The sequence below is a fragment of the Streptomyces sp. NPDC024698 genome (genome assembly GCF_055559015.1).
Genome location: NZ_JBVHLK010000001.1, coordinates 143451 through 166177, shown reverse-complemented (window position 1 = coordinate 166177; position 22727 = coordinate 143451). Strand labels below are relative to the sequence as shown.

The 22727-nt window shown below is 71.3% G+C and carries 22 protein-coding genes; 5 read left to right on the top strand and 17 right to left on the bottom strand.

Annotated features, from left to right (window positions below; genetic code table 11):
- Positions 1–35 precede the first annotated feature (35 nt).
- The 6 genes from ACZ4AA_RS00735 to ACZ4AA_RS00710 all read right to left on the bottom strand — a co-directional run bounded on the left by ACZ4AA_RS00735 (position 36) and on the right by ACZ4AA_RS00710 (position 6698).
- Positions 36–1604 (bottom strand): DUF1996 domain-containing protein, encoded by a 1569-nt coding sequence (locus ACZ4AA_RS00735; protein WP_467593123.1) that lies wholly within the window; start codon positions 1602–1604, stop codon positions 36–38.
- 350 nt (positions 1605–1954) lie between these two features.
- On the bottom strand, positions 1955–2941 hold the full coding sequence (locus ACZ4AA_RS00730; RefSeq protein WP_467595053.1) for an NAD-dependent epimerase/dehydratase family protein: 987 nt from the start codon (positions 2939–2941) through the stop codon (positions 1955–1957).
- Between the two features lie 130 nt (positions 2942–3071).
- On the bottom strand, positions 3072–3671 hold the full coding sequence (locus ACZ4AA_RS00725; RefSeq protein WP_467593121.1) for a winged helix-turn-helix domain-containing protein: 600 nt from the start codon (positions 3669–3671) through the stop codon (positions 3072–3074).
- A 402-nt stretch (positions 3672–4073) separates the two neighbouring features.
- The gene (gene glnII / locus ACZ4AA_RS00720) at positions 4074–5102 is read right to left on the bottom strand and encodes a glutamine synthetase (RefSeq protein WP_467593118.1); all 1029 of its coding nucleotides are present in this window, start codon (positions 5100–5102) and stop codon (positions 4074–4076) included.
- 434 nt (positions 5103–5536) lie between these two features.
- The gene (locus tag ACZ4AA_RS00715; RefSeq protein WP_467593116.1) at positions 5537–6214 is read right to left on the bottom strand and encodes a hypothetical protein; all 678 of its coding nucleotides are present in this window, start codon (positions 6212–6214) and stop codon (positions 5537–5539) included.
- A 124-nt stretch (positions 6215–6338) separates the two neighbouring features.
- Positions 6339–6698: an arsenate reductase family protein gene (locus tag ACZ4AA_RS00710; RefSeq protein WP_467593114.1), complete on the bottom strand. Its 360-nt coding sequence runs from the start codon at positions 6696–6698 to the stop codon at positions 6339–6341.
- A 164-nt stretch (positions 6699–6862) separates the two neighbouring features.
- On the opposite strand from ACZ4AA_RS00710, the gene ACZ4AA_RS00705 reads away from it, so the two are divergent.
- Positions 6863–7171 carry a hypothetical protein gene (locus tag ACZ4AA_RS00705; RefSeq protein WP_467593110.1) on the top strand — a complete coding sequence of 103 codons (309 nt, stop codon included), beginning with the start codon at positions 6863–6865 and terminating at the stop codon, positions 7169–7171.
- A gap of 171 nt (positions 7172–7342) precedes the next feature.
- On the opposite strand, the gene ACZ4AA_RS00700 is transcribed toward ACZ4AA_RS00705, so the two are convergent.
- Positions 7343–8539, bottom strand: coding sequence for a winged helix DNA-binding domain-containing protein (locus ACZ4AA_RS00700; RefSeq protein ID WP_467593107.1), 1197 nt, complete (start codon positions 8537–8539; stop codon positions 7343–7345).
- Between the two features lie 196 nt (positions 8540–8735).
- Between ACZ4AA_RS00700 and ACZ4AA_RS00695 the strand changes: the two genes are divergently transcribed.
- On the top strand, positions 8736–9266 hold the full coding sequence (locus ACZ4AA_RS00695) for a hypothetical protein (RefSeq protein WP_467593105.1): 531 nt from the start codon (positions 8736–8738) through the stop codon (positions 9264–9266).
- A gap of 5 nt (positions 9267–9271) precedes the next feature.
- Entirely contained in the window at positions 9272–10639 is a 1368-nt protein-coding gene (locus ACZ4AA_RS00690) for a DUF2252 domain-containing protein (protein ID WP_467593102.1), read from the top strand.
- Positions 10640–10762: 123 nt separating this feature from the next.
- On the opposite strand, the gene ACZ4AA_RS00685 is transcribed toward ACZ4AA_RS00690, so the two are convergent.
- The 6 genes from ACZ4AA_RS00685 to glnA all read right to left on the bottom strand — a co-directional run bounded on the left by ACZ4AA_RS00685 (position 10763) and on the right by glnA (position 16202).
- The gene (locus ACZ4AA_RS00685) at positions 10763–11563 is read right to left on the bottom strand and encodes an alpha/beta hydrolase (protein WP_467593099.1); all 801 of its coding nucleotides are present in this window, start codon (positions 11561–11563) and stop codon (positions 10763–10765) included.
- 122 nt (positions 11564–11685) lie between these two features.
- The gene (locus ACZ4AA_RS00680; protein WP_467593096.1) at positions 11686–12315 is read right to left on the bottom strand and encodes a DUF1269 domain-containing protein; all 630 of its coding nucleotides are present in this window, start codon (positions 12313–12315) and stop codon (positions 11686–11688) included.
- Between the two features lie 108 nt (positions 12316–12423).
- The gene (pspAB, locus tag ACZ4AA_RS00675; protein ID WP_467593093.1) at positions 12424–13008 is read right to left on the bottom strand and encodes a PspA-associated protein PspAB; all 585 of its coding nucleotides are present in this window, start codon (positions 13006–13008) and stop codon (positions 12424–12426) included.
- Positions 13009–13012: 4 nt separating this feature from the next.
- Positions 13013–13957 (bottom strand): zinc metalloprotease HtpX, encoded by a 945-nt coding sequence (htpX, locus tag ACZ4AA_RS00670; RefSeq protein WP_467593090.1) that lies wholly within the window; start codon positions 13955–13957, stop codon positions 13013–13015.
- A 309-nt stretch (positions 13958–14266) separates the two neighbouring features.
- On the bottom strand, positions 14267–14584 hold the full coding sequence (locus ACZ4AA_RS00665) for a hypothetical protein (protein ID WP_467593087.1): 318 nt from the start codon (positions 14582–14584) through the stop codon (positions 14267–14269).
- Between the two features lie 208 nt (positions 14585–14792).
- Positions 14793–16202 (bottom strand): type I glutamate--ammonia ligase, encoded by a 1410-nt coding sequence (gene glnA, locus ACZ4AA_RS00660; RefSeq protein WP_467593085.1) that lies wholly within the window; start codon positions 16200–16202, stop codon positions 14793–14795.
- Positions 16203–16401: 199 nt separating this feature from the next.
- On the opposite strand from glnA, the gene ACZ4AA_RS00655 reads away from it, so the two are divergent.
- Entirely contained in the window at positions 16402–16869 is a 468-nt protein-coding gene (locus ACZ4AA_RS00655) for an RDD family protein (RefSeq protein ID WP_467593082.1), read from the top strand.
- Positions 16870–17317: 448 nt separating this feature from the next.
- Here the strand turns inward: ACZ4AA_RS00655 and ACZ4AA_RS00650 are convergent, their stop codons facing one another.
- From ACZ4AA_RS00650 to lipB, 4 genes are all read right to left on the bottom strand, one after another.
- Positions 17318–18016: a DUF4191 domain-containing protein gene (locus tag ACZ4AA_RS00650; protein ID WP_467593080.1), complete on the bottom strand. Its 699-nt coding sequence runs from the start codon at positions 18014–18016 to the stop codon at positions 17318–17320.
- 163 nt (positions 18017–18179) lie between these two features.
- Positions 18180–18374: an SCO2195 family GlnR-regulated protein gene (locus ACZ4AA_RS00645; RefSeq protein WP_467593078.1), complete on the bottom strand. Its 195-nt coding sequence runs from the start codon at positions 18372–18374 to the stop codon at positions 18180–18182.
- 292 nt (positions 18375–18666) lie between these two features.
- The gene (lipA, locus tag ACZ4AA_RS00640) at positions 18667–19632 is read right to left on the bottom strand and encodes a lipoyl synthase (RefSeq protein WP_467593076.1); all 966 of its coding nucleotides are present in this window, start codon (positions 19630–19632) and stop codon (positions 18667–18669) included.
- 132 nt (positions 19633–19764) lie between these two features.
- Positions 19765–20574, bottom strand: coding sequence for a lipoyl(octanoyl) transferase LipB (gene lipB, locus ACZ4AA_RS00635; protein WP_467593074.1), 810 nt, complete (start codon positions 20572–20574; stop codon positions 19765–19767).
- Positions 20575–20905: 331 nt separating this feature from the next.
- On the opposite strand from lipB, the gene ACZ4AA_RS00630 reads away from it, so the two are divergent.
- Positions 20906–22378: a regulator gene (locus ACZ4AA_RS00630; RefSeq protein WP_467593071.1), complete on the top strand. Its 1473-nt coding sequence runs from the start codon at positions 20906–20908 to the stop codon at positions 22376–22378.
- The last annotated feature ends 349 nt before the right edge of the window (positions 22379–22727 follow it).

Here is a 22727-nt window from a genome sequence, read left to right as displayed (position 1 = left end):
GCCTTCTCGGTGGAGCTGCTTACCGGTGGGGCTGCTTACCTACAACGCTGGCCGTTGTTGATGCAGGTGACCATCTTGTTCATCAGGGCGTCGTCGAAGACGTTGATGAAGTCGTCGTGGTCGGTGGCCGGCTTGTGCAGCTGCTCCGGGAAACCGTCCACCGCGTAGGCGTTCTTGATCTGCCCGTTGGTGAGGGTCGGGGCCCGGAAGTTGTAGACGAGGCGCATCGTCAGCTGCGGGATCGCCTTGAACCCGCCTGCGCAGTTGCCCTGGGCGTCGGCGAAGGCCACGTGGGTGCGGTGGTTCGCGCTGTCGATGTTCACCCCGTCCCAGCAGCTCTGGAAGGCGAAGGTGCGGACCACGGTGCTGCCCCGCGGGCAGATCGGGTACTGCTGCGTGAGCTGCACCTTGTTCTCGAAGCCGGTGCAGCTCCAGTGGGCGTTGGCGTTGCCGAGACCGTTGGTCGTGGTCTTGGCGTCACCGGTGATGATGCGCAGGAACTTCGGCATCGCGACGACCTTGCTGGTCGGGCTGCCGACGAACTTGATCTGCGCCTGCTTCACCTGCTGGATCGCGCCGACGTTGAGTTCCTTGCCGCCGCCCAGGTTGTTCTGGTCGAAGTCCTGGGTGCCGTTCTGGATACGCACGACCGGCCAGTAGTACGTCGACTTGTCGCCCTGGTTGGCACAGGACGTCTGGGCCGCCGCGAACGTGTCGTTGGTGGCGAACGCGTCGTTGGACTGGTTGCCGACGTAGTCGTGCAGGTGGTGCGCGCCGTTGGAGACACCGGGCGCCACGATCACGTTGTCCGTGTTGAACTTCTTGTTCGCGTTGACACCGCAGGACGACGAGAACACACCGCGCGAACCGGCGGCACCGGCACGGGGCTTGGCGGCGACGTTCGGCTGGACCTTCGTGATGTCGACGAAGTCGGTCGCGAGCGGGCCGTTGCCGGCCTGTCCGCCGTTGTTCGCCTGGGCGCCACCGGCGGGAGCGCTCGCGCTCGCGGAGGCACCCGCACCCGCGCCGGCGTTCGCACCGGTGCCCGCACCGGCGCTCGCGCTCGCGGACGGAGCGGCCGTGGCGCCGCCGTTGTTCTGCCCGCCGTTGTTCTGGCCTGCGGCAGGCTGACCCGCGGCAGGCTGACCCGTACAGGTGGAGAGCCCGTCGAGCCAGCCCGGAGCCCTGCCGCCGACGCGGTTGATCTCCAGCTTGATCCGGTCGATGATCACCGACCGGTTCTGCTTCAGCGGCGTGAGGATGGAGTTCTGGACGAAGCTCGCGTCTCTCACCTGCGCGTCACGCGTGGTCGCGAGTCGCTGGTAGGCCGCGGTGATCTGCTGGTCGAGTGTCGCCAGCTCACCGTCGACCTGGCCCCGCGCCTGGTTCGGAACGTTGGACAGCTTCTGGCCGACGTCCGGGCAGCTGATGGTGGCCACCTGGGCGGGGGCGGACTTGGTGGTGTTGCGCGCCGAGTTGCTCTCGTGCGCCGAGGCGTAGAAGTTCGCCCAGACCAGCCCACCCCCACCGATCGCGAGCGCTGCCGACGCGGCAATGGCACGAACGGCCAGCGGCGAACGGCGTTTTCGAATGTTGCGTCCCATGGAACTCCTCTGACTTCCTTGCGGGGCAGCGAGGCGCCCGACAGGAGTGAAGCGGCTCCATTCCATACGCGGGAGGTGCGTGAGGTGTTCAGGGGTCTCGAAAGAATCTTAGAAAGTCGTGAGACCAATTCGGTCACAATGGCCCCAGAAGCCCGCGAATTTCCGGGAGTTGATCTCGCAATTCAGGTTTGAGGGCGCTTTTCTTGACTCGTATTCAATAACTGCCCCGGTCCGGACAGCGCGCGCGGACGGCGATCGGACGGCCGTCCGCGCGCGCTCCAACTGGCCTGTCGGAAAGCCGAGTTCACGGCGGTCGTCGTCCGGGCGCCGGGTCGGGGAATTGCCGGGGTTCAGATGCCGAGAACCTTCGCCTCGACCGCCGGATCCAGTCCCACCGCGGGCCGGTCGGGACGTCGGGGGCCGGGGCCGCCGAGTGACCGGAGCCAGTTCCAGGTGGCGTCGACGGTCTCCTCGACCGACCTGCACCGCAGGCCGGTCCGCAGGGCGCGTGAGACATCGCCCGAATACACCGAGGTGTGCAGCTCGGTGCCGGGCGGCACCCACACCGGAAGCTGCGTCCACGGTTCGATCCCGGCGTCGAGGACGGTCGCGGGGTCCGCCCAGCGCAGCTCGGCCCGCGACCCGGTGGCCCGCACACAGGCGTCGAGCAGTGCCCCCATCGTGCTGTGCCCCGGGGCACTCACCAGGTTGTACGCCCCGTCGCGTTCCGCCTCCACGGCGCCGAGCGTCCACCGCGCCAGATCCCGGACGTCGACGTACTGGAGCGGCAGCTCACGGGGCCCGGGAGCCAGCACGGGACCCCCGGCCGCGATCCGGTTCAGCCACCACGGCAGCCGTCCCACGTTCTCGTACGGCCCGAGGATCAGTCCGCACCGCACGAGCAGCGACCGGTCGCCGCCGAAGGCCTCGACGGCGGCCAGTTCCCCGCCCCGCTTGTCCCGGGCGTAGTCGCTCGCCTCCGCGTCGGCCGAGGCGCCCTCCACGAGCGGGGCGTCCTCGGTGAACCCGGCGGCGCGGGGCCACGCGTACACCGAGCAGCTCGACACGTACACATGGCGGGCCGCTCGCCCGGCCAGCAGCCGCGCCGCGTCCCGGACGGGTCGCGGCGCCGCCGACCAGGTGTCGACGACGGCGTCCCAGGTGTCCGTGGTGCCGGCGAGCGCCGCGAGTCCGTCCGGCGCGGTGCGGTCGCCGAGCAACGACCGCACACCGGGAGGGGGTTCGTGGCGGCCGCGATGGAAGACGGTCACCTCCCATCCCCGGGCGAGCGCGGCCTCCACGACCGCGCGTCCCACGAACTCCGTACCGCCCAGCATCAGAAGTCTGCGTGTCATGGGGACGACTGTGCCCCCTCGGGAGGCCAGGCGGAACTCCGCTCTGCCGACAGGAGATCCGCCGGGCGGCCCGGGACCGGCCCGAGGCCTACGGGATCCCGGACCGTCCGGGTCAACGAGCGGTCGGCGGCGTGTACTTGTAGCCCACCCGGCGCACCGTCTGGATCGCCTGCCGGTGCCGGGCGCCGAGCTTGCGGCGCAGTCGTGCGACATGGACGTCGACGGTCCGCCCGTCGCCGACATGTCCGTAGCCCCACACCGTGGAGACCAACTGGTCGCGGGTGTGCACCCGGTGCGGATGCCGGACGAGATGCGCGAGCAGCTCGAACTCCAGGTAGGTGAGGTCCAGGGCCTGTCCGTCGACCTCGGCGGTGCGCTGCACGGTGTCGACGCGCACCAGCGGGGCGGCGGAGCCGGTGCCCTCGGTGGGAGCGGCGCCGCCGGGCTCGGCCGGGGCGGTGACGGCGACCGGCAGCAGGGGCTGCTGGTCGGCCGGGACGAGGACCAGGTAGCCGATCATCGGCGGCTGCCCCGGCAGGACGGGCAGCGCGTTCTGGGGGGCGGGCAGCCAGGTGGCGCCCGGGGGAAGGAAGGTCGCCACGTCGGCGACCTCGTCCCGGTCGACGGCGCGCAGCCGGTGCCGCGCGGGGGCGGCCGCGGGAGCGGGCAGGGGAGAGGTCGCTACGGAGGAGAAGGAACGGGTGGTCGCCATGAGAGGTCAGCTCTTTCGCGCGAGAAGTTCGTCGGGAGGTTCGACGGCCGCGAGTTCGTGGTCGGGGCGGTCGAGGACGTACGTCGTGCGCGCTGGCCGAAGGCCGGGATGTACGGCTTTAGAGGGCCGGCGCGTTCGTCACGCGACAACACACCCGGTCGAAGTCGTGGTGCTGACGGGAAGGCCAGAAGGGCTCGAGGTCATGGCGACCCGTCGCGATGCACTTCTGGAAGTTGGCCATGAACCCATTGAAGCAGACACGGCCCCGTAACAGGAGCCTCTGCTCACTGCTCGGACGCCTCCTTGGCGTGAAGTTGACGTCCTGTGGATCGCCGGCCCGCCGGCAACGCGACGGGGCGCCCACCGCGATGGTGGACGCCCCGTCGGAAGTGCTGGGCGGGATCAGACCTGACCGGCCTTCTCCAGCGCGGTGCAGCAGGTGTCGACGATCAGACGCGTCACGACGTACGGGTCGACGTTGGCGTTCGGGCGGCGGTCCTCGATGTAGCCCTTGCCGTCCTTCTCGACCTGCCACGGGATGCGGACCGAGGCGCCGCGGTCGGAGACGCCGTAGCTGTACTCGTTCCACGGGGCGGTCTCGTGCAGGCCCGTCAGACGGTCGTCGATGCCGGCGCCGTAGTTCTTGACGTGGTCCATCGGCTTGGAGCCCTCGCCGAGCGACTCGCACGCGGTGATGATCGCGTCGTAGCCCTCGCGCATCGCCTTGGTGGAGAAGTTGGTGTGCGCGCCCGCGCCGTTCCAGTCGCCCTTCACCGGCTTCGGGTCCAGCGTCGCGGAGACGCCGAAGTCCTCGGCGGTGCGGTAGAGCAGCCAGCGGGCGACCCAGAGCTGGTCCGAGACCTCCAGCGGCGCCAGCGGGCCGACCTGGAACTCCCACTGGCCGGGCATGACCTCGGCGTTGATGCCGGAGATGCCGAGGCCCGCCTTGAGGCAGTTGTCCAGGTGCGCCTCGACGACGTCACGGCCGAAGATCTCGTCCGCGCCGACACCGCAGTAGTAGCCGCCCTGCGCGGCCGGGAAGCCGCCCTCGGGGAAGCCGAGCGGACGGGCGCCCTTGAAGAAGGTGTACTCCTGCTCGATGCCGAAGATCGACTCCTGCGCGGCGAACTTCTCCGCGACCTCGGTCAGCGCGGCACGGGTGTTGGACTCGTGCGGCGTCATGTCGATGTTCAGGACCTCGCACAGGACGAGGATGTCGCCGCCGCCGCGGATCGGGTCCGGGAAGCTGGCCACGGGCTTGAGTACGCGGTCCGAGGCGTGACCCTCGGCCTGGTTCGTCGAGGAGCCGTCGAAGCCCCAGATCGGCAGCTCCGCACCCTTGGCGTCGTCGGCCAGGATCTTCGTCTTCGAACGGAGCTTGGCCGTCGGCTCGGTGCCGTCGATCCAGATGTACTCAGCCTTGAAGCTCACGGGCCACATCCTTCGGGGTGGGTCTGATCGCACGTGCGGGTGCTGCGGCGCTGCGGCACTGGGGCGCCGCCGGGGATGTCCGGAAGCCTGTCAACCAGCGATTTCCCGAGCGTTGCCCGAATGTGAACCCCGTGTTACCTGGGCCGTGTGTGCCCGGTCTCACACGGCCCGTGTGACCGTCTCCGACCGCTTGTGATCGTTCGCGTCCGCGATCGCCCGGCCCGTCGCCCACCGGGGTTCCAACACTCCGGTGGGGGTTCCTCGTATGCGATCCGGGTGAAGCCGTCCGGCGCGATGTGTCCTCATGGTGCGCGTCTCGGCCGTCGGGTCGCGAGGCGGCCGGTCCGCGCGGACAGCCCCCGCCCATGCGAAAGCCCTGCCGCCCCCGACCCGGAAGGGACGGTGACGGCAGGGCTTTCGAGGCGTTCCGCCCGTTATCCCACCTTCTCGATACGGGCCCGGCGGATCAGGAACTTGCCCGGCTCGCGGACCTGTTCGAAGGCCGCGTTGTTGAGCAGGGCGCAGCTTCCGGAGACCGAGGTGACCGTGACGGTCGTGGACTTGTTGTTGTCCAGGTTGGTCACCTTCAGCTTCGTGCCGGCCGGGAACTGGTTGCTGGACGCGGCCGGAGCGCCGCCCTCGCCGGAGAGCGTGACGGTCGAACCGTTGCAGACCTGCTGTCCGGTCGCGGCGCCGCCGCCCGCGTTGTTCGCGGGGGCGCTCTGCGCCGGAGCCGCGGGGGCGGCCTGGGCGGGAGCGGACTGCGCGGGCTGCTGGGCGGCCTGCTGGCCGGTCTGGGAGCCCTGAGCCGACTCCCCGACAGCGCAGCCCGACGCCTGCTGCTGAACCTTGATCTGCGCGACGACCGCTTCGCGGTTCGCGATCCTGGCCGCCGACTGGGAGTCGGGGTGGGCCTTCTGGTCCGCGATGAAATTCAGGTTGTTGCCGAGTGCCGTGGCCAGGCCCTGGCACGCGACCGAAGTCTGAGCGGTCTGCACGGACGCCGCGTTCGAGGTGGCGGCCAGGGCGAAGGCCCCGCCGCCGGCCACGGTCGCCGCGCTGACCAGCAGAGCGATCTTCTTCTTGGTGCTGAGAGTTCTCCTACGCGACATGCGCGCCTCCAGAGAGTGGGGGAGCGTTACGCCGCTATGTACGAGATGCCGAACGAGGTTGCTCAACGGTTACGGCATTCACTTAAGTAACCTGGATCACAGGGGAGTTGGCGAGCGGGCCGGGCTAGCGGGACAGGGCCTCCCGAACCGCCTCCTCCGTGCGGCCCACCAGGGCGGTCCCGTCGTCCGCGGTGATGATCGGCCGCTGGATGAGCTTCGGGTGCTCGGACAGCGCCGTGATCCACCGGTCCCGTGAACCGGCGTCCCGCGACCAGTCCTTGATCCCCAGCTCCTTCGCCTCGGCCTCCCCGGTCCGCGTGATGTCCCACGGTTCGAGGCCGAGACGGTCCAGGACGGCACGGATCTCGTCCGCGCTCGGCACGTCCTCCAGATACCGGCGGACGGTGTACTCGGCGCCCTCCGCGTCGAGCAGGCTGATCGCGCTGCGGCACTTCGAACAGGCCGGATTGATCCAGATCTCCATGCCGCACACGTTACGCCGGATGTCTTCCCTCACTGCCGTCACGGAGCTTCCAAAGCGCCTGTGGCCAGCGGCTTTTGTCAGTGCCTGGCAGTAGAATAGAAGCAGTGTTCGAGGGTGTCGCCGGGGGGTCCGGACGACGCCCAGACCGCGACAGGAGGATGCCTGTGCCCGCTGCCGCACTGAAGCCGCTGCCCACTCGGTCCACATCCAGGACGGCGGTTCCGCCGGACCTGCCGTACGAACCCGTGGAGAAGTGCCCGCTCCCGCCGGGGCGCCCCCGCGACTGGTACGTCACGCACAACCGCCGGCTCAAGGCGATGCGCCTCGCCATCGCCCTGCTCGACTCCGGCGTCTACGTGCCGAACCAGGCCCGCGACGAGAAGATCCGCACCACCGCGCGACTCATCGGCGTTCACCCGCCGTCGGACACCACCTGCCACATGGTGCGTGCCCTGATGAGGTACGCGCGCTGAGGAACAGAGCGCACCGACCGGCGCCGGGCCGCTCCGCCCCCGTGGCGGGCCGCCCGGCACCGGTTCCGACGCCGGCACCCGCCCGGGCACCGCTGTCCCGGCGTCCCGCGTGGCGCGTCTGAGCGCATCCGGTTCGCGTCCTCTCGGGCACCGCTGTCCCGCCCGCTGCTCTCACCGCGCCGACAACTCTTTTTCCAGGGGCGTCCGGAAGCGCGGGGTGACGCGGGTGTCGCCCACCCAGGCCCGAAGGCGTTCGACCTCCGCCGTGATCGCGTCCCGGGCCTCACGGCCGACGCCCCCGGTCTCCAGCAGCCGCCAGACGATCTCTCCGTCGGGCCGCTGCGCCCAGCCCCCGACCACCCGGCCGTCCCACCACACCGTCGGGCCGACATTGCCGCTGCGGTCGAAGAGGGCGGGCCGCAGGGACGGTCCGAGGAACCAGTCGCGCTCCGGCCGGCTCATGGGCGCCGGATCGAGGGCGGGCAGCAGGGCGGCCCACGGGGTGTCCGGCCCGTCCACCGGCTCCTCGTCACCCGCCGCCACATAGCCCGTGCCCCCGTCGTCCAGCGAGACGGCGACCGCCCCGCTGTCGGCCAGCGCCCGCCGTACGTCGGTGACCTTCCACCCCGTCCACCACTTCAGGTCGGCCTCGCCGGCCGGCCCGCACGCCCTGAGCCAGCGGTCCAACAGCTCGGACCGGGCCTCGGCGGGCGGCAGGGAGGGATGGGGCGGCGCGATCGCCCAGCGGAACTGCGTCGACGTCCAGGACCCGAGCGGACGCCCCCTGACCACCCGGCCCTCCACCCCGAGGACACGCATCAGCCGGGACGAGACGGTGTGCACCCCCTCGTAGCTCTTCCCGGCCGCGTAGGCGAACTGCTCCTTCAACCGCGGCTCGTCCGCGCTGAGTTCGCTCACCGTGGCCTCCCCGCGCCGGGCCAGCGCGGCCAGCGCCGACGCCTCGACCTCGTCGAGCCATGGCCCGGTCAGCCGTCCGCCGCTCCCGGTGACCAGGTCCTTGACCAGCCCGGCACGGGCCTTCGCGGCGATGTCGAGCGCCGTCGAGGCGTGCACGACGGCCGCCAGAGCGCTGGGGAACACGAACACGGTGTGCCGCATGCCGTGCATCCGTACGAGTGAACGGTCCTCGTACAGGGCCCGCTCCACCAGCGCCACCGTCCCGCGGGGGTCCGCGAGCCGGGCGCCCACCCCCAGATACACCGTCGCCGGGTCGGTGCCGTGCAGGGCGACCAGGGAGTCCGCCACCTCCTCGGGGGCCGCCGCCCGCGCGGTGCCCGCCAGCCGCTGCCGCAGCCCGAGCCGTGCCCGCCGCTCCGCCACCCCGATGTGCCGCGGCTTTCCCGTCACGTCGTCTCCGTCCGGTCGCTCCGTACCTCGCGCTCCGCGTTCCGCATCCTCATCCTCCAGGACCCGCCCCCGCCACGGGACGGGGTTCACCCGTTGGACGCAGCCGGGCATGCGGGGAACCGGCCCGAGGCCTTGACTTGGGCCACCGCGAGGAAGCGGGATCCGGAGGCGAACCAGGACCACGTGGGGAGAGTCGATGCAGCAGAGGGACGGCATACGAGGACCGGTCCGACTGATTCTGGCCGTGTCCGTGATGGCGGCCCTGGCCGCGCAACTGACCGCCTGCTCCGACGACAGCAGCCCCTCCGGCACCGCGTCCAAGGCCGCGTCCGCCGCCTCCCGGGCCGCGTCCGCCGTCTCGCAGGCCGCGTCCGCCGCCACCGAGGCCGGTGACGCCCTCGCCTCCGCGACCGCCGAGGCCGGCCGGAAGTTCGACGAGTTCAAGAGCGGCACGGACGCCAAGAGCGAGGTCAAGCTCGACGGGACCGCGACCGCCGACTCCGACGGGCGCGCCACGGTCAAGGTCACCGCCGCCAATCCGACCTCCTCGGCGAAGTCGTACGTCGTCCAGGTCGACTTCCGCGACGCGAGCGGCAACCTCCTCGACACGACCGTCGTGACGGTGGACGACGTCGCCGCGAACGGCTCCAAGGACGCCACCGCCCGCAGCAACCGCTCCCTCACCGGTGACGTCAAGGCCGACGTCGCCCGGGCCGTAAGGCACTGACGGCCGTGCTCCGCGACAGCGTCACGGCCGGCACGGCCGGAACGGCGGACCGGGCCGCCCGCGGCCGGGCGGCCCGCAAGCGGGTGCGCCGCTCCGCGCACGGCAGCTGGATCCCCGTCGCCGGCCGCCCCGACCCCGTGGGGATCCTCCAGGCGCAGGGCAGGGACCGGCTCCCGGAACTCCTGCCGATCCGGTACGCGCGGATGGCGGCCTCCCCCCTCGCCTTCCTGCGCGGGGCCTCCGCCGTCATGGCCGCCGACCTCGCCGCCCAGCCCCACACCGGGCTCACCGTCCAGCTGTGCGGCGACGCCCACCTGCTGAACTTCGGTCTGTACGCCGCCCCGGAACGCCCCCTGCTCTTCGACCTCAACCACTTCGACGAGACCTTCCCCGGACCCTTCGAATGGGACGTCAAACGGCTCGCGGCCAGCGTCGCGGTCGCGGCCCGGGAGAACGGGCACAAGGACGAGCACGTCTTCGACGCGGCACGAGCCGCCGCCGGGCAGTACCGCGAGGCCGTGCGACGACTGGCCCGGCAGGGCGAACTGACCGTCTGGTACCAGCACATCGACGCCGGACTGCTGCTGCCCCTGGTCCGCTCGGGCCGCCGCGGCCGGCGCGCCGAGGCCACCCTCACCCGGGCCCGCCGCCGCACCAGCCTGCTGGCGCTCGGCAAACTCACCGAGACCGTCGGCGGCCGGCGACGCATCGTCCACGACCCGCCCCTGCTGGAGCCGGCCGGAGCCATGGACATGGCCTCGCTCCGCAAGATCTTCAGCGACTACCGCTCCACCCTCCCCGAGGAACGCCGGCTGCTGCTCGACCGCTACCGGTTCGTCGACGCCGCCCGCAAGGTCGTCGGTGTGGGCAGTGTCGGCACCCGCTGCTTCATCGTGCTGCTCGCCGGACGCGACGCCGACGACCCGCTGTTCCTCCAGATCAGACAGGCGGGACGCTCCGTCCTGGAGGAGCATCTGCCCAGCGGCCCGTACGTCCATCCGGGGCGCCGGGTCGTCGCGGGCCAGCGGCTCATGCAGGCCGCCGGTGACGCCTTCCTCGGCTGGACGACCGGCCCCGAGGGACGCGCGTTCTACTGGCGCCAGCTGCACGACATGAAGGAGTCCGCGGACATCGCCGGCATGGGCCCGGGCGAACTGCGCGCCTACGCCCGGCTGTGCGGCACCGCCCTGGCCCGCGCGCACGCCCGCTCCGGCGACCGCGTCGCGATCGCCGCCTACCTCGGCGGCTCCGACACCTTCGAGCGGGCCGTCGCGGAGTTCGCGCTGCGCTACACGGACCGCAACGCCGCCGACCACGCGGCACTGGGCGCGGCCGTCATCGCGGGCGTGGTCCCGGCGGCACCGGGCGTCTGAGACCACCACCGGGCGGTGGGGGCGCCGACGGTGGTGCGGGCGGCGCCGCACGCACCACCGTCGGCGCCCGCTCAGGTGCCGCGCCCGCTCAGGCCCCGGCTGCCGCTCAGGCCCGTCCGCCGCTCAGGCCCCGTCGGCCTCGGGGACTCCGGTGACGTCGCGGGCCGGGGTGCCGAGTCCGGTGAGGGCGAGGTCCACGAGCCGGCGCCGGTCCTCGGCGTGGTCGCGGAACCAGAGGCCCAGGAAGTGATCGGCGGCGGGCAGTTCGAAGCGGGTGAAGTCCGCGCGAGCGCCCAGCGCGTCCGCGACCGCCTCCGTCACGGCCGGCGGGATGACCGCGTCCGCGGCGGGTACGACGAGCACCGCCCTGCCCTCGTACGCCCGCAGCACGTCGAGCGCGGACGTCCGCCGCCAGCTGTCCGGGGTACGGAGGATCCCGCTGAAGCGGCTCTGCGCCGCCGGACCGTCCTGCCGCGGGGCGCTCTCCGGGTCCTCGAAGGGGAGGTTCCAGGCCTCGGCCGCGTACACCGCGGGAGCGCACAGGACGAGCGTCACCACGCGTTTCCCGTAGTGCCGCGCGAGATCGGCCGCCGTCTGGCCGCTCATGCTGAACCCGACCAGGATCAGCGGGGCATCCGCCGGAACCGTCGCGTCGATCACCGACACCGCCTGCTCGAACCGCAGTCGAAGGCTCAACTCGCCCAGGGTGCCGCTGCTTTCACCGTGTCCGGAGAAGTCGAAGGCGAGCCCGGCGCAGCCACGGGCGGCGAACTCGCCGAGGAGCGGGAGCAGCCGCTCCTTGCTGCCGTTGCCCGCGCCGTGCAGCAGGACGGCGGTCGCGGCGGGACCTCCGGCGTGATCACCACCGCTGGAGACGCAGCTCAGTCGTTCGTCGTCGTGGTGGTGCGTGAAGGCGGAGAGCATCTCCCCATTCACGCACGCGGACCGCGCCGCGCCCGAGCCGGGGTGCGGGATGCCGTCCGGTGGCCGGAGCGGCCGCGCGACCACCCTTCGGGGAACGGCGATCGACGGGCCCGCCGCCCGGCTCAGCCTGCGGCGGAAGTACCGCTCGGGCCCGGCTCGGTGAGACCGGGCGACGGAACCGCGCTCCCGGCGTCCTTCGCCTGTGCGGCCGTGCCGACCGTCGCCGGTCCGCTCTCCGGCGGCGCGGTGCCCTCGGCGGCCTTCGCCTGCGCGGCGGCGACGGCCTCGCGCAGATGGTCCTCCTGCTCCTGGCTCAGCGAGGTCTGCACCAACTGGCCGCCGAACTCGGCGATCTGGGGAATCACCTTGTCCCCGGCCGCCTGCTTGACCAGGACGAACAGCGCGGCCGCGCCCGGCCGGAGATTCTGGCTGAGATCCTTCATGAACCGGTCGTTGATCCCCGTGTCCGTGACCGCCCCTCCGGCGGCACCGGCCGCGGCGCCCACCGCCGCGCCGAGCAGCGGTGCCAGGAAGAGCAGCCCGATGACACCGCCCCACAGCGCGCCCCCGGCCGCGCCGACGGCCGTGTGACTGACCGCCTGGTGGAGCTTGATCCTGCCGTCCTCGCTCCGCTCGACGACGACCGCGTCCTCCAGCTCGACGAGATGCTGCTTCGACAGCTCGAAGAGCTTGTCGCGCACCCGGCTCGCGGTGGCGACATCGTCGTAGGCGACGACGAACAGATTGCTCATGAGGGCACCCCTTGCGTCGATTCCGTACGACTTTATAGCGATATGGGGGGGATGCAGTCGGGAGAAATCCGGCTGAGCGCCCCGCGAGGGGCTCCTCCGGCCGTGGCGTCACAGGCCCGGCGCGCCCCAGATCGGGAACCAGCGGGCGAGGTCCTGCTCGATGCGCAGGTCGTCGGCCAGGACCGCCTTGATCTGGAGCTCCAGCGCGTTGTCCCGCCGCTCGCCCCCGCCGGCGAGCGGCACGAAGGGGTAGAACGATCCTCGCTTGTACAGATAGACCAGACCGAGCCGCCGCTGTCCGCCGTCCTCGAAAGCCACCACGGAGCACAGCAGCTGGGGACCGAATCCGGTGCTCTCCAGGGACGTGTTGACCGCGTGCAGATCGCTCACCAGCGCCGGCAGGTCCTCGGGCGTGCGGCGGGAGACCAGCCACGAGTAGCCGTACTCGTCCCTGCTTCGTTCCACCGGGGGGCCCGTCCGCCCGGTGTCCGCGTCCAGGAGGGCCTGCGCCTCCTCGTGCGCCTGGGCGAAGGCCCCGCCCTCCACGGACGCGAAGCACACCGCTCCCGTGCCGGTCGGGGTGAACCCGGCCGCCGCCTGGAGGGTCAGGGCCGCCGACGGCAGTCCGAAGAGCTGGTCGAGGTCGGGTGCGGCGGGCTTGCTGCGGCCGAGCAGGATGTCCAGGAACCCCATGCGGTCAGAGAGCCTCTCCGGGAGTCGGGGCACCCGCGTCCGGCACGGCCGCCTCGCCGAGCTCGACGGAGATACGGGCCAGTTGTCCGAGCCGCTGCTCCAGGCTCGGGTGGGTCGAGAACAGGTTCGCGATGCCCGGCTGGGCGCCGAGCGCGGGGGTGAAGTAGAAGGCGTTGAAGGCCTGCGCGGTCCGCAGGTCCTTCGTCGGGATCCGGCCGATGTCCCCGGTCACCTTGGTCAGCGCGGAAGCCAGCGCCGAGGGGCGGCCGGTGAGCAGGGCCGCGGAACGGTCGGCGGCCAGTTCGCGGTACCGGGACAGCGCCCGGATCAGCATGAAGCTGATGGCGTACACGGCCGCGGACACCGCCATCACCGCCATGAAGATGGCGACGGTGTTCTGGTCCTTGCGGCCCCGCCCTCCGAAGAGCTGCGAGTAGAACGCGAACCGCACGATCAGTCCGGCGAGGACGCCGAGGAAGGACGCCACGGTGATCACGGCGACATCCTTGTGCGCGACGTGCGACAGCTCGTGCGCGAGGACACCCTCCAGCTCGTCCGGCTCCAGGCGGCGCAGCAGCCCGGTGGTCACGCACAGCACCGCGTGATCGGCGTTGCGCCCCGTGGCGAACGCGTTCGGCATGTCGATGTCCGACACCGCGACCAGCGGCTTGGGCATGTCGGCCACGGCGCACAGCCGGTCGACGACGCCGTGGAGCTGGGGGTACTCCTCCCGCTCCACGATCCTTCCGTGCATGGCGTACAGCGCGATCCGGTCCGAGAACCAGTACTGCGCGATGAGTACCCCGGCCGCGATCACGACGACCAGGACCCAGGACTTCAGCAACACGATCAACGCGGCGACGAAGGCCACGTACAGCAATCCGAGCAGGAACAGCGTGACCGTCATCCGCACGGTCAGCTGCCGATCGTTCCGGAACCGGCTCCGCATCTCGCACCACCCCGCACTCAGGCACTCGTCCCGCTCTCCATTGTGCGCCCGCACTTCCCCATGAACCGGGCCCGATCGGCCCCACGGCAAGCAAAGAACTCTCCATACCGCGAGCCGGCCCCCGGCGGCGAACGACACCGGCCGCGCCCAGCTCCCGAGGGTGTTCGGATGCCACGGTCAGCCTCGTTCAGAGGGACGGAGCAAAGGGCGCCGTTCGTCGCTCACCTGCGGCGATCACCAGTGACAGAAGGCGACGGACGCGTCGTCGCCCGACTTGTGGCGTGGCCACCGGCGGCCTGCCCTGGGCCCCTAGGAGTTGTTCAGGTCAGGCAAATCGGCGCTTCCAGGGCGTCGGCACGACCGAAGCACCTTCAAGCCGAGAAGGAGTACCCCGATCGAAACCCCTCTTGCCAGCCCCCGCATGGGGTCGGTGCGCACGAACACCAAGGCGCCGACCGCCATCGAACCCACGGCAACAGAACACAACAGCGTCCCCAGACCGTAGAGGCGGGGCCGCTCGACAGACGGCCGGGCCGAGGACGGCACCCAGCCACGAATGATCGCCACGATGCTGCCGACAGCAACCATCGACGCCAACAGGACAAAAGGCCCCGCAACGTAGATCACGTCTTCTCCCCTGCGCCGGTTTCCAGCCCCCCCCGTGATCATGACGGCCCCGGCGTCATCAGCTCCGCCCCGGGTGAGCCCGCGATCGCCGTCGGCGGCGAAGGGCCCGGAACAGGCCGACGGCCGTGTCCTTCCGGTGAGGAAGGGCACGGCCGACGGACCACAGACGGCCCAGGAGAGCGGAAAACCGCTCTGACCTGGGGCGATATCACACGTCGAAGTACAGCTCGAACTCGTGCGGGTGCGGGCGCAGGGCGAGGGGGGCGATCTCGTTCGTGCGCTTGTAGTCGATCCACGTCTCGATCAGGTCGGACGTGAAGACGTCGCCCGCGAGCAGGAACTCGTGGTCGCGCTCCAGCGAGTCGAGGACGGCCGGGAGCGAGGTCGGGACCTGGGCGACGCCCGCGTGCTCCTCGGGAGCCAGCTCGTACAGGTCCTTGTCGATCGGCTCGGCCGGCTCGATCTTGTTCTTCACGCCGTCCAGACCGGCCATCAGCAGGGCCGCGAACGCCAGGTACGGGTTGCCGGAGGAGTCGGGCGCGCGGAACTCGACGCGCTTGGCCTTCGGGTTCGAGCCCGTGATCGGGATACGCATGGCCGCGGAGCGGTTGCGCTGCGAGTAGACCAGGTTGACCGGGGCCTCGAAGCCGGGGACCAGGCGGTGGTACGAGTTCACCGTCGGGTTGGTGAAGGCGAGCAGCGACGGGGCGTGCTTGAGGATGCCGCCGATGTAGTAGCGGGCCATGTCCGACAGGCCCGCGTAGCCGGCCTCGTCGTAGAACAGCGGGGAGCCGTTGCTCCACAGCGACTGGTGGACATGCATGCCCGAGCCGTTGTCACCGAAGATCGGCTTCGGCATGAAGGTCGCGGTCTTGCCGTTGCGCCAGGCGACGTTCTTCACGATGTACTTGAAGAGCTGGAGGTCGTCGGCCGCGGCGAGCAGCGTGTTGAACTTGTAGTTGATCTCGGCCTGGCCGGCGGTGCCCACCTCGTGGTGCTGGCGCTCGACCTGGAGGCCGGACGCGGCCAGCTCCAGGGAGATCTCCGCACGCAGGTCGGCGAAGTGGTCGACCGGCGGGGTGGGGAAGTAGCCGCCCTTGTAGCGGACCTTGTAACCGCGGTTGTCCTCGGCGGCACCGGTGTTCCAGGCGCCGGCCTCGGAGTCGATGTGGTAGAAGGACTCGTTCTCGGCGGTCCTGAAGCGCACGCTGTCGAACACGTAGAACTCGGCCTCGGGACCGAAGTACGCGGTGTCGGCGATACCGGTCGAGGCGAGGTAGGCCTCGGCCTTCTTGGCCACGTTGCGCGGGTCACGGGAGTACTGCTCGCCCGTGATCGGGTCGTGGATGAAGAAGTTGATGTTGACCGTCTTGTCGCGGCGGAAGGGGTCGACGCGCGCGGTGGACAGGTCGGCGCGGAGCGCCATGTCGGACTCGTGGATGGCCTGGAAGCCGCGGATGGAGGAGCCGTCGAAGGCGAGCTCCTCGGCCGGGTCGAAGGCCTCGGCCGGGATCGTGAAGTGCTGCATCACACCCGGCAGGTCGCAGAAACGGACATCGACGAACTTGACGTCCTCGTCCGCGATGTACTTCTTGGCCTCGTCGGCGTTCTGGAACATCCAGCTCCTCCTACTCCCGCCCACAGTGGACCGGGGTGGTAGTTCGTTCGTGCGGCCAGTGCGGTGGCACACGCTGGAGCCGACCATAGGGACGGGGGATTTCTCCAGCGTGACCCATTTGTTTCGCCCAAGTTAACCGACCGCGGCCCTCCAGGCCCCTCCTGTCCGCATGGCAAAACGGGCACAGTACCTTGGACGGGTGGACAACAGGCAAGCAATCGGATCGTGGCTCTCCGGCCCCCGCGCGGCGGCGGAGGACGCCGGTGTCGACTTCGGGTACCGCGGCGAACAGCTCGGTCTCCCGGAGCACGGACCGGGCTCGATCGCCCGTCCCGGCCGCCGCCTCGGCGCCCTCGCGATCGACTGGGGCCTGTGCCTCCTGATCGCATACGGGCTGCTCACCGACGGCTACGGCCAGGCCACGGGCAACTGGGCGCTGCTCGTCTTCTTCGTTCTCGGGGTCCTGACGGTCGGCACCGTCGGCTCCACCCCGGGCAAGAGGCTGCTGGGCCTGCGGGTCGTCGCCGAGGGCGGCGGCCGGGCGAACCCGCTGCGTGTCCTGCTGCGCACGGCGCTCCTGTGCGTGGCCGTCCCGGCGCTGGTCTGGGACCGCGACGGCCGAGGCCTCCACGACCGCCTCGCCCGAACGATCGAGATCCGCGTCTGACCTCGGGTCCCGAAACCGGGGGAGAACCCCGTCCCGCATCGGCGAAGCCAACCTGCTCGGCCGAGCGGGACGACTCGCCGGGGCGAGCCGACCCCGCCATCCAGGGCGATCCGACCCCGACGGGCGACCGTCCGGTACCCCGGAGCGCATGGCACGTCGCTTCCGACGGGTGACCGTTTGGTAGGCCCGGAGCGCGTCGCTTCCGATGGTTGACCGTCCGATGCACCCGGAGCGCCACGTCCCCGGCGAGGGACCACCCAGTGCGCCCGAAGCGCCGGCTCCCGGCGAGGGACCGCCGGCCGCGTCCTGAGCGCCGGCTCCCGGCAAGGCACCGCCCGGTGTGGTCCATGCGGCCGGAGCCCGGCGCGGGCCCGTGGCAACGACGATGGGGCGCCCGGAGATCTCCGGGCGCCCCATCGTCGTAGGACTGGTCAGGCCGGCGTGAGCGTCACCGCTTGGGTCCGCCCCGCGGCATCCGCATCCCCTTGGGCATCGGGCCCTTCGGGAGCGGCATGTTGCTCATCAGGTCGCCCATGGCGCGCAGCCGGTCGTTGGTCGCGGTGACCTGGGGACCGGCGAGCACGCGCGGCAGCTTCAGCATCGTCGTGCGGAGCCTCTTCAGCTCCACCTGGCCCTCGCCCGTGCCCACGAGGATGTCGTGCACCGGAACGTCCGAGACGATCCGCGCCATCTTCTTCTTCTCGGCGGCCAGCAGGCTCTTGACCCGGTTCGGGTTGCCCTCGGCCACCAGCACGATGCCGGCCTTGCCGACGGCGCGGTGCACCACGTCCTGGCTGCGGTTCATCGCGACGGCCGGAGTCGTCGTCCAGCCTCGGCCGATGTTGTCGAGCACCGCCGCGGCCGCGCCCGGCTGGCCCTCCATCTGCCCGAAGGCGGCCCGCTCGGCCCTGCGCCCGAAGACGATCGCCATCGCGAGGAAGGCGAGCAGAAGCCCGAGAATCCCGAGATAGACCGGGTGGCCGATCAAGAAGCCGATCGCGAGGAAGACACCCAGGGTGAGAATTCCGACAGCCGCGAGTACAAGACCGATCTTGGAATCGGCCTTGCGGGTCATTTTGTACGTCAGAGCGATCTGCTTGAGTCGCCCGGGGTTCGCAGCGTCCGCTGCGGGTTCCTTCCTCGCCATGCCCACGAGTCTACGTGGCCCGCGAAGCGCCGACGACGGCAGTACCGGGCGAGCGGGGCCCGCGGGCGGCCGCCGTGACGGCACCGGCCCGTGCCGGAGCCGCGCGGGGGGCGCGACGGGCACCGACCGGTGCCGGACCGACTGCGCTCGGTACCGGCCGCGGTCAGGAACGAGTGACGGATTCCACCACGCGCTGCGTCTCGACCCGGTCCTTGGCGCGGCGGCGGTCCTCCAGGACGGAGGTCCAGGCGTTGCGGCGGGCGGTGCGCTGACCGCTGCTCATGAGCAGCGATTCGACGGCACGCAGTGCATCGGTGAACGACGGAATCGGGGTGGCGCGTACGGGCGCGGCCTGCATGATGCGGATCCCCCCTAGGGATCGACGGCTCGGACGGGGACGGGTGTGACGTGGAACCAGAGTCACTGATTGGTGTTACCAGTACGTGACCGAGCGGTCAAACACCAATGAAGCCTTGATACCGCGGGTCCTTTTCCTGACCCGATCCTGATGCCGCGTTCAGCTGCGGGGACGTGGTCGGGGGGTGTGAACGGGCCGCGGTGAAGGGCGAGTTGCTTGTGCGCGGATTCACACGAAAGCGGTGGCACCGAGTGCCACCGCTTTCCTTTCGCAACGTGTGCCGTTCGGGGGATCAGACCGCCTGGGAGGCGACGTACGCGCCCCGCTTCTCGATGGCCATCTGGTAGAGGCGGCCGGCGCGGTACGAGGAGCGGACCAGCGGGCCCGACATGACGCCGGAGAAGCCGATCTCCTCGGCCTCCTCCTTGAGCTCCACGAACTCCTGCGGCTTGACCCAGCGCTCCACGGGGTGGTGGCGCACGGAGGGGCGCAGGTACTGCGTGATGGTGATGAGCTCGCAGCCCGCCTCGTGCAGCTGCTGGAGCGCCTCGCTGACCTCTTCGCGGGTCTCGCCCATGCCGAGGATCAGGTTCGATTTTGTGACCAGACCGTAGTCACGGGCCTCGGTGATGACCTTGAGCGAGCGCTCGTAGCGGAAGCCCGGACGGATCCGCTTGAAGATCCGCGGGACCGTCTCGACGTTGTGCGCGAAGACCTCGGGGCGCGAGGAGAACACCTCGGCGAGCTGCGCGGGCTCGGCGTTGAAGTCCGGGGCGAGCAGTTCGACCTTGGTGCGGCCCGCCTCGCGGCCCGCCGTCTGCGCGTGGATCTGGCGGACCGTCTCGGCGTACAGCCAGGCACCGCCGTCCTCCAGGTCGTCGCGGGCGACGCCGGTGATGGTGGCGTAGTTCAGGTCCATCGTGACGACGGACTCGCCGACGCGGCGCGGCTCGTCACGGTCGAGCGCCTCGGGCTTGCCGGTGTCGATCTGGCAGAAGTCGCAGCGCCGGGTGCACTGGTCACCGCCGATCAGGAAGGTGGCCTCGCGGTCTTCCCAGCACTCGTAGATGTTGGGGCAGCCCGCCTCCTGGCAGACCGTGTGCAGGCCCTCGCTCTTCACCAGGGCTTGCATCTTCGTGTACTCGGGGCCCATTTTCGCCCGGGTCTTGATCCACTCGGGCTTGCGCTCGATGGGGGTCTGGCTGTTCCGGACCTCCAGGCGCAGCATCTTGCGTCCGTCGGGTGCGACTGCGGACACATCGGCTCCCTGTAACTTCGATTCTTCGGCGTACACCAGGGTACGCCCGTGCGGTGCTCGGCTTCCGCCGTGGGCAACCTTCGGGAGCGGGGGTGCATTCCCGGAGGGCCGCGCAGGGCGGGGGCGCGGGTTCTAGGCGGTGGCGCGTTCCACGACGCGCGGCTTGAGGTCCGCGTTGGTCAGGATGTCCCTGAGGTGCCGCTCGGCCACCGGCAGGACCTCGGCGATGGTCACGTCGCGGCCCAGTTCGGCCGCGAGGGAGGCGACGCCCGCGTCGCGGATGCCGCACGGGATGATCCGGTCGAACCAGGCGTTGTCCGGGTTCACGTTCAGCGCGAAGCCGTGCATCGTGACGCCCTTGGCGACGCGGATGCCGATCGCGGCGATCTTGCGGTCCTCGCGGCGCTGGCCCGCGTTGGACGGGGCGTACTCCGGGCCGTTGAGGCGCGGGTCGAACTCGTCGTCCTGGAGCCGCGGGTCGAAGTCGAGGGAGAGCCCTCCGAGCCCGGAGGAGGTTCCCCGGGCGGGGTCCTTGGCGTCGCCGAGGACCCAGACGCCGCTGCGGCCCTCGACCCGGCTCGTCTCCAGGCCGAACTCGGCGCAGGTGCGGATGAGCGCCTCTTCCAGACGGCGTACGTGCGCTACGACGTCCACGGGACGCGGGAGCTTCTGGATGGGGTAGCCCACCAGCTGGCCGGGACCGTGCCAGGTGATCTTGCCGCCGCGGTCCACGTCGATGACGGGGGTGCCGTCCAGGGGCCGCTCGTTCTCCGCGGTGCGCCGCCCGGCGGTGTACACCGGGGGGTGCTCCAGGAGCAGACAGGTGTCGGGGATCTCGTCCAGGAACCGGGCGGTGTGCACGCGGCGCTGCTCGTCCCACGCCTCCTGGTACTCGACGGCCTCGGCACCGAATCCCATGCGGACGAACCGCAACTCACTCACGGCAAGCGCCTCCCTAGAAGCTTCCTCGGGCACGTGGTGGTCCCCGTGCGGGGCACGCGGAGGAACCTTTCGTCAGGTCCGTGGCGCGCCCACGCCACTGTACGTCCGTCCGATCCGCGTCAGCTCGACAGCTAATCCTCACACGATCGGATGAATGAATGTCGATGTGTGCGATGACGTGCTCACGCTCCGCTACATTCGCGCCGTTCACGAGGCCATAAGGGCTGCTCACAGGCAATCCGGGCACAGGGGGGCCTCGGGGAGGCGTGAGCACGCTCTCACGCCGCCCCGAGACCCCCTGGAGACCCGAAGGCAGGAGACCGCACCGCAGATGACGGAACGACCCGCGCAGCGCACGCCCAATCGACAGCTCGCCGCGCTCATCGCAGAAGCGGGGTTCTCCAACGCAGGTCTCGCCCGTCGGGTCGACCAGCTCGGACTCGAACACGGACTGGACCTGAGATACGACAAGACATCGGTGACCCGGTGGCTGCGGGGCCAGCAGCCACGCGGCACCACCCCCGCGCTCATCGCCGAGGTCTTCACACGCCGCCTCGGCCGGCGCCTGAGCGCGCAGGACCTCGGCCTGGACGCCTGCGCACCCGTGTACGCGGGGCTGGAGTTCGCCGCGACCCCCGAGGAGGCCGTGGACATCGTCAGCGGCCTGTGGCGCAAGGACTCCGGAAGCCACGCCGAGCTCCGCAAGATCGCCTTCACCCCGGCCGGGCTCGTCGTGCCCAGCCGGGACTGGCTGATCGGCCGGGCCGACGACCGGGTCGCCCGCGGGGAGCAGTCGGCCCGCATCCCCGCCCAGGGCCGTCCGCTGCCGCCCAAGGTCACGGCACCGCCCGAGCCGGGAGGACCCTCCTCCCGGCGAGGCCGCACCGAGCGGGGCCCCGGCCAGCGGGTCAGCGGCGGGGACATCGCCGCGCTCCGCTCGGTCGGCGAACTCTTCCGCGCCCTCGACCACGCCTACGGCGGCGGCCACGCCCGCCAGGCCCTGGTGCGCTATCTGGAGCACGAGGCCGAGCCGATGCTGCGCGGTGCCTACGGCGAACAGACCGGGCGGCACCTGTTCGCCGCCGCCGCCGACCTCACCCGGCTCGCCGGCTGGACGTCGTACGACATCGGCGCGCACGGACTCGCCCAGCGGTACTTCGTCCAGGCCCTGCGCCTGGCGCAGGCCGCCGGTGACCGGGTGTACGGCTCGTACGTGCTCATCACGATGAGCCGGCAGGCCGTCTACCTCGGGCACGGGCGCGAGGCCGTGCAGCTCGCCCGGGTCGCCCAGCAGGGCCTCGGCACCGGGGGACCGCAGGTCGTGCAGGCGCTGCTGCACGCCGTCGAGGCGCGCGGCCACGGGGTGCTCGGCGAGGTGCGGGCCTGCACGGCCTCCCTGGTGCGGGCGGAACGCGCGCTGGAGGCGGCCCGGACCGGTGACGAGGTCCCGCACTGGGCCCGGTACTTCGACGAGGCCCAGCTCGCCGACGAGTTCGGGCACTGCCACCGTGACCTCCAGCAGTTCAGGGCGGCGGCGCAGCACGCCGAACGCTCGCTCCAGCTGCGGGCGCCCGGCTACGCGCGCAGCAGGCTGTTCTGCCGGGTGGTGCTCGCCTCGGCGCGGCTCGGGCTCGGGGAGCTCGACCAGGCCTGTCTGCTCGGCGCGGAGGCGGCGGGGCAGGCGGCGGAGATGCGGTCGGCGCGGGCCGTTGAGTACGTACGGGACTTCGAGAAACGGCTCGAACCGTACAAGGACGCCGCGCCCGTCCGGGGCTACCGCGACAAGGTGGCGGCGCTGAGCTGAGGGCGCCTGTCCGGCGGGGCCGGCGGGTCACGGGGGGCAGGGGTCCGTCCCCGGTCTCCGGCCTGGGGAACCGAAGACCGGGAAGCCCGAGGCGCGGGCCGGGGGCGGGAGTCCGCCCCGGCCCGCGCGAACCGGCCCACCGGAACCCGGGACGCCCCGCCCGGGCGGGGACCGCCCCGGTCGGCCTCCAGTGGCTCGGGCCGCCCCTTCCGGGGGTGGGGACCCCGGAAGGGGCGGCTGCGGCGGGCGGGAGTGGGGCCCGCCCGCCGACGCGGGGGTTCTGTCCTTCGCGGGGCCCGGCGTCCGCAGGCCTCGTGCCGGGGTCCGGGGCTCCCGGGCCCCGGGCCGG